Genomic DNA, 5,873 nt, shown 5'->3' with positions numbered 1-5,873 from the left:
TCGTGCTTCATCCAGCCATCGACATGCTTGAGCGCGTGGCGCAGCGTTTGGATCGACGCGACCAGGTCATAGAGCTGCGACTGCTCTTGCGCGCGAACGCCGAAATCTTCCGCCATTGCAGCGGTGAGCACCGCCTCATGGGTCACAAGCAAGTCAATCGCACGACGCAGCCTGTCCTTCCGGATCGCCGCCGTGGCCGGCGACGGATCGCGCGACGCCGCGCGCTGGCGCTGCAAAAGCGTTTCGAGATCAGTCGGCATCGAGCAATACCTTTTCACCGACAGACGTCAGCAGGCGCCTGGCGGCGATGAGATGGGGCCGGTCGAGCATCCGGCCGTCAAGGCCCACCGTCCCGGTGCCTGGGGCGTTCGCGAACGCCGCTACGACCTTGCGGGCATGATCCAATTCGTCCGCCTGCGGCGAGAAGCCAGCGTTGATGATCGGCACCTGCTCGGGATGGATCGCGATCTTCCCGGCGAAGCCCGCATGGCGCGCCGCTGCGCAGGCTGCGGCCAGTCCCTCCCCGTCCCGGTAATCGGCGTGCAGCGTGTCGATGGCCGGCACCTCGCAGGCGGCGGCCGCAAGCAACGCCAGGGCGCGGGCAAGTCTGAAACTGTCGTCCCACTCGCCCGAGGGTCTTTTGTTGCCGAGCGCCCCCAGGAAGGTCGAGAGATCCTCCCCGCCCCAGGTCAGCGCCGCGAGGCGCGGCAGCGGTGACGCAAGTTCGGGCAGTCGCAGGACGGCGGCCGCGGTCTCGGTAACGACCGGCAGGATAGCGATGCTCCCCGATACCAATCCGGCGGCACGTTCGGCGACGTCGAGATAATGCGCGCAACGCTGCAGATCCGCGACGCCCGTCGCCTTGGGAAGAACGATGGCCGCGACCGACGGGTGCGCCGCCGCGAGCACATCGTCGAGCGCTTCGCCGCTGTCGAGCGGGTTGATCCGGACAAAGGCACGCCAGCTGCGATCCGTCTCCAACCGCGAGAGATAATCACGCAGGATAGAACGCGCCTCCGCCTTGCGCTCCGGCGCCACCGAATCCTCAAGATCGAAGATCAGCGCATCGGCGCCGGCCGCCTCGGCCTTCGCGATCTTGCGCACATTGTCGGCGGGGACGAAAAGGAGTGAGCGCAGGCTCATACGGGCGCTCGCAGCATGAGCGCGGCACGCAGGCAGCGGGCCACCAGTTGGTCCTTCTGGTTGAAGGCCTGATGCTCGAAGGTGACGATACCGGCGTCGGCGCGCGACTTGCTCGGTCGCGCCTCGGCGACCGTGGTGCGCGCCCTGATCGTGTCGCCAACAAAAACCGGGGACGGAAATGTTACATCGGTCATGCCAAGATTGGCGACCGTCGTCCCCAGCGTGGTGTCGCCCACCGACAGGCCGATCATCAGCCCTAGCGTGAAGATGCTGTTGACCAGCGGTTGGCCGAACTCGGTCCCCGCGCAATAGTCGGCATCGAGATGGATCTGGGCCGGGTTCATCGTCATCGTCGTAAACAGCACATTGTCGGTTTCGGTGACCGTGCGGCGGATCGCATGTTCGATTGCGTGGCCCGGCAGCAATTGTTCGAAATAGAGTCCAGCCATGATGCGTCTAAATTCCTCGTGATGGTCTTCAGCCCTCGAAAACGGGCTTCGCACGGGCGGCGATAGCGCTGACCGCGGCGATAACGTCCTGGCGCTTGGCCAATGCCGTGATCTCGGCGGTTTCCCGATCGAGTTGCTCAGCGAGACTGTTGGTGCGTGCTTCGTCAGTCAGGCGCTTGATGGCCGCGATGGCGGATGTTGGCCCCGCGGCGAGTTCGGCCGCCCATTGTTCCGCAGCGCCATCGAGATCGCCGTCGGGCACCTGGCGATCGGCGATCCCGATTGTGACCGCTTCGTCCGCCGGCACGAACCGCGCATCGATCAGCAGCGCAGCGGCGCGGCGCGCGCCGATGGCGCGCGTCAGGAAATAGCTGACGCCGGCGTCGGCGCTGAGGCCAAGCCGCGAATAGCCGGTCGAGAAGCGGGCGCCATCGCTGCAGATGAGGAAGTCGGCTGACAAGGCGAGACCGAAACCGCCTCCGATCGCATTCCCGCGAACCGCGGAAAGGATGGGTACGGGGAGCTGGCAGAGACGCAGCTGCGCGATATGGAATCGGGTCGCCATGTCGTGCAGCTCCGCCGCCACGCCGTCTCCGACCGCCGCGAGATGACGGACGTCGCCACCGAGACTGAAATTCGCGCCCCGCGCCTCGATCAGGATGGCTCGCACCGGCGCCGCGCAAGCGGCGTCTACGGCCTTGCCGAGATCAGCGATCAGCGCGGGATTAACGGAATTTCCCGCCTCGGGCCGATTGAGGATGATGCGCCCGACATCGGCCGTTTGCTGAAATTCGACGAGGCTCATGACATCGCTCTCTGCTGCTTGCTCCCGTTGTCCGGGATTGACCTGAGTTCGAGCAAACCCTATCGTCAATAAACTATGTCGTCAATGCACGGTTTAGAAGAAGAGCATCGGAGCGGGTATGCCGGAGATCGTCCTCCACCAGCTGGAAATTTCGCCCTTCTGCGACAAGGTGCGCCGGGTGCTTGCCTATAAGGGCCTCGCCTATCGCGTGCGCAATGTCCCGATGGCCGAGCTCGGCAAGCTCAGGCGACTGTCGCCGGCTGGCAAGGTTCCCATCCTGGAACTGGACGGTGCGGTCCTGCACGACTCGAGCGACATATGCCGGGCTCTGGACAAGGCGGCCCCTTCCCCACCACTCTTTCCCGAGAATCCGCAAGCGCGTGCGCAGGTCGATATCCTCGAGGACTGGGCCGACGAGAGCCTCTATTTCTTCGAGATGACGATGCGGTTCACCTGGCCCTATGATCGCCAGCGCTGGGTCACCCAGATCCTCAAATATGATAATCCCGTCATGCGCCGCCTTGCGCGGCCGCTGGTCCCTTTTCTGACGCGCAAGCAGGGCGTTCAGCAGGGACTCGCGCGCAGGACCGAGGCCGACATATTGAGCGAACTGGACCGGCACCTTGCGGCGCTGGCACAGCTGCTGGTGGGGACCGATTATCTGGTGGCGGGCACACTGACGCTCGCCGATATCGCCATCGTCTCGCAGCTCGACTGTGTCGCCGGGTCCGGTAAAGGGCTCGCTGCAGTCGGCAGGCAACCGGCGGTGGTTGCGTGGATGGAGCGCGTCGAGTCGCAGACGGGCGGCCCCGCTCTGCGCTGAGCGCGGTGTCGGTGAGATGGTCGCAAAGGCCGTCTCTCGTTTTCCGCAGATCGAGGGATATTGCATTCTTTAAACACTTGCCAAAATGCACAATCTGATTAGAAGGTCGTCTCAGAACGATCGAGGATCGCGAAGCGCTGCTTAGCCCACGGTCTGGCCCAACAGCGAAGGAGAGCATCATGGCCAAACACGATATCGAGATCACCCCGGCCGAACGTGACGAACTAGTCGCGCGCGCGCGCAAACTCGCCGAGAAATTCGCCGAGCTGGGACCGTCCGCGGACGAAAAGAACGAACTGCCGCTCGAACTGGTACCGCTCTACAAGGAGAGCGGCCTCGCCCGCCTCATCGTCCCAAAAAAATATGGCGGGTTCGGCGCGTATCTGTGGACAGTCGCGCTCGTCGAGAAGGAACTGGCGTCCTACGGCGATCCGGCAATCACTCTGTCGTTCAACATGCACCATGTGATGATCGGCATCTTCCGGGATCTCCTCGAAGAGGGCGCGCGAGCCCGACTGTTCAAGGAGGTCGTCGAGAATGATGCGCTCCTCTCCGGCCCTTTCAGCGAGGAGCGTGCGGGCTTCTCGACGATCGCCGATACCGTCGCCGTGCCCGACGGCAATGGCGGCTGGCTGGTCAGCGGCAAAAAGAACTGGGCAACCTTCATTGAAGGCGCGGACATCGTGACGTTCAATGCGACAATCACCGATGCCGACGGCAAGATTCCCGAAGATTATAAGGAGCATGCGGCACGCGAGTCCGTGTTCATGGTCCCGATGACCGCGCCCGGTATCAGCATCAAGCGCACCTGGGACACGTTCAGCATGCGTGCGTCGGGCACCCAGACCTGCGTGTTCGACAAGGTACCGGTACCCGCCGAGGGCTATGGCGGCCCCTTCCGGACGGGTCTCATCGGCGAGATGGAATGGGTGACTTTCCCCTTTGCCGGCGTCTATCTTGGCGTTGCCGATCGCGCCTACCGTATCGTCCGCGATTCGCTTGCGAAGAAGTCTCTGGGGCACACAGTGTCCGGCGACAATGTCATGGTCCGCGATGTCGGGCATATCCAGCATCAGCTGGGCCAGGCCCTCGTCGAGCTGGAGATGGCCGAGCGCGTGGTCCAAGGCACGGCCGCGATCATGGCGGCAGGCGGCGATGCCGCCTGGAGCGCAACCGAACGCCCGGCCCGGCTGTCGATCGCGAAAATCGCCGCGACCGAGGCGGCGGTGAAAGTCACGGATATCGCGATGCGCCTGACCGGTGGCGGCGCGATCCGCCGGGGCGGTCCGCTCGAGCGGGCCTTTCGCGATGCGCGGGCAGGTATCTACCACCCCTTGTCGGGCGATGCTGTCTACGAACTTCTCGGCAAGTCGCAGCTTGGCGTGCTGGGCTGAGCCCCTTCTCACTCTCCCCCTCGCTCTGCCACCACTGGTTCGTCCGGTGGCGGCGGAGCTACTTTTTTAGGGTGTTAAACTTGCGGCGTCAGAAAGCGCCGATCGATCAGACCCGCTCGGTCTCTACCAGATCGGGATCACCCAGGCGCAGCCGTGCGAAATAACTGACCTGCCGCCCGACGAGTTCCAGCTGACCGGCAGCGGCCTCATCCGAGCAAGCCCCGTCCCGAAAGATGCCGCCCGAACTGTTGATTGCAGCGCCGAGCGGCGTCGGCCAGCCACGAAGAGCGTGCACGATGGCTCGCAGCGTGGCGAGCGTCGATCCGGTCGCCTGCCAGCCATAGGCAGTCGCGATGAGTCCGACCGGCACGCCGTCGAGATACACGCGAGGATCCTTGGCAGTTTCCTCAATGAAATCGATCGCGTTCTTCACCAGCCCCGAGATCGAGCCATGATAGCCCGGGCTGGCGATGATCACGCCATCCGCGGCTCTGATTGCTGCCACCAACTCTTGTCCTTCCGGCGACTGACCGGTTCCCGGAGACAGATAGTGCGGCAAGGCAAGAAGATGGGCACTGCCAAACAGGCGGGTCTGTGCACCTTGCCGTTCGGCCGATGCCAATGCCAGTGCCAGTGCCTGCTCGGTCGATGACCCGGCGGCGGCCGTGCCCCCGATGCCGATGATCACGGGCTGACGGGGGCTGGTATCAGGCATTCATTCTCCGTTTGGCTTCGACGCACACCCGCTCCACGCGGGTCGCTCCCCTGGCGTCGTGTTGTTAAGACCGAGCGCTATGGGACTAGCGCTTACGCGCCGGCGCCTTGGTCTTGGGATTCTTCCAGAACATCTGGGGTGGCGGCACGACACCCAGCTGGACCGCGACGTGGCGGAAATCCCACATCGTCGCGTCGCGCACGATCTTGCGATCGCGATAGAGATGGAAGGTGGTGCCGCGGGTCACGGTCGATTTGCCGGCCGCCGGCATGCCGAGGAAATCGGCCTTGTGGACCGCCTTCCAGATCCACTGCATCATGCCCCATTCGTCATATTCATAGTCGCCACCGAGCAGGATCGGCGCCGCCTCACGCGCATATTCGACGTCGGTATACTCGGCAGGCTTGCCCTCGCGCAGTTGCCCGCGGCCGGGCCAGGACTTGCCGCCATCATAACGGATCACATCGAAATAATGGAGACCGATCGGACTGCTGGGATCCTTGGTGGCCGTGGCGAACTCCTGCTTGAGCCCGAAGGCCTTGCG

The 5,873-nt window shown here is 64.0% G+C and carries 7 protein-coding genes and 1 pseudogene; 2 read left to right on the top strand and 6 right to left on the bottom strand.

Annotation, left to right across the window (positions count from 1 at the left end; translation table 11 throughout):
- From VMR39_RS18130 to VMR39_RS18115, 4 genes and pseudogenes are all read right to left on the bottom strand, one after another.
- Positions 1 to 260 (bottom strand): annotated as a pseudogene (locus tag VMR39_RS18130) (coniferyl aldehyde dehydrogenase); the annotation flags it as partial.
- On the bottom strand, positions 250 to 1,143 hold the full coding sequence (locus VMR39_RS18125; RefSeq protein WP_325417657.1) for a CoA ester lyase: 894 nt from the start codon (positions 1,141 to 1,143) through the stop codon (positions 250 to 252). The pseudogene VMR39_RS18130 and the gene VMR39_RS18125, both read right to left, overlap by 11 nt.
- Positions 1,140 to 1,592: a MaoC family dehydratase gene (locus VMR39_RS18120; protein WP_325417655.1), complete on the bottom strand. Its 453-nt coding sequence runs from the start codon at positions 1,590 to 1,592 to the stop codon at positions 1,140 to 1,142. The genes VMR39_RS18125 and VMR39_RS18120 overlap by 4 nt, the downstream gene beginning before the upstream one ends.
- Positions 1,593 to 1,620: 28 nt before the next feature.
- Entirely contained in the window at positions 1,621 to 2,397 is a 777-nt protein-coding gene (locus tag VMR39_RS18115) for an enoyl-CoA hydratase/isomerase family protein (RefSeq protein ID WP_325417653.1), read from the bottom strand.
- Positions 2,398 to 2,515: 118 nt separating this feature from the next.
- Between VMR39_RS18115 and VMR39_RS18110 the strand changes: the two genes are divergently transcribed.
- Positions 2,516 to 3,220 carry a glutathione S-transferase family protein gene (locus tag VMR39_RS18110; protein ID WP_325417651.1) on the top strand — a complete coding sequence of 235 codons (705 nt, stop codon included), beginning with the start codon at positions 2,516 to 2,518 and terminating at the stop codon, positions 3,218 to 3,220.
- A gap of 179 nt (positions 3,221 to 3,399) precedes the next feature.
- Entirely contained in the window at positions 3,400 to 4,614 is a 1,215-nt protein-coding gene (locus VMR39_RS18105; RefSeq protein ID WP_325417649.1) for an acyl-CoA dehydrogenase family protein, read from the top strand.
- 106 nt (positions 4,615 to 4,720) lie between these two features.
- Here the strand turns inward: VMR39_RS18105 and VMR39_RS18100 are convergent, their stop codons facing one another.
- Together VMR39_RS18100 and VMR39_RS18095 are read right to left on the bottom strand one after the other, a co-directional pair.
- On the bottom strand, positions 4,721 to 5,329 hold the full coding sequence (locus VMR39_RS18100; protein WP_325417647.1) for an NADPH-dependent FMN reductase: 609 nt from the start codon (positions 5,327 to 5,329) through the stop codon (positions 4,721 to 4,723).
- 85 nt (positions 5,330 to 5,414) lie between these two features.
- A partial coding sequence (locus tag VMR39_RS18095) for a hypothetical protein (RefSeq protein ID WP_325417645.1) occupies positions 5,415 to 5,873 on the bottom strand: 459 nt, incomplete at its 5' end.

Source organism: Sphingobium sp. (assembly GCF_035511395.1).
Taxonomy (GTDB): Bacteria; Pseudomonadota; Alphaproteobacteria; order Sphingomonadales; family Sphingomonadaceae; genus Sphingobium.
This window is presented reverse-complemented; position numbering and strand designations above follow the sequence as displayed.

Bases quoted from the DNA above. Each gene is read 5' to 3' on its own strand.
- VMR39_RS18115 (WP_325417653.1), bottom strand. From the start codon at position 2,397: ATGAGCCTCGTCGAATTTCAGCAAACGGCCGATGTCGGGCGCATCATC.
- VMR39_RS18125 (WP_325417657.1), bottom strand. From the start codon at position 1,143: ATGAGCCTGCGCTCACTCCTTTTCGTCCCCGCCGACAATGTGCGCAAG.
- VMR39_RS18110 (WP_325417651.1), top strand. From the start codon at position 2,516: ATGCCGGAGATCGTCCTCCACCAGCTGGAAATTTCGCCCTTCTGCGAC.
- VMR39_RS18120 (WP_325417655.1), bottom strand. From the start codon at position 1,592: ATGGCTGGACTCTATTTCGAACAATTGCTGCCGGGCCACGCAATCGAA.
- VMR39_RS18105 (WP_325417649.1), top strand. From the start codon at position 3,400: ATGGCCAAACACGATATCGAGATCACCCCGGCCGAACGTGACGAACTA.
- VMR39_RS18100 (WP_325417647.1), bottom strand. From the start codon at position 5,329: ATGCCTGATACCAGCCCCCGTCAGCCCGTGATCATCGGCATCGGGGGC.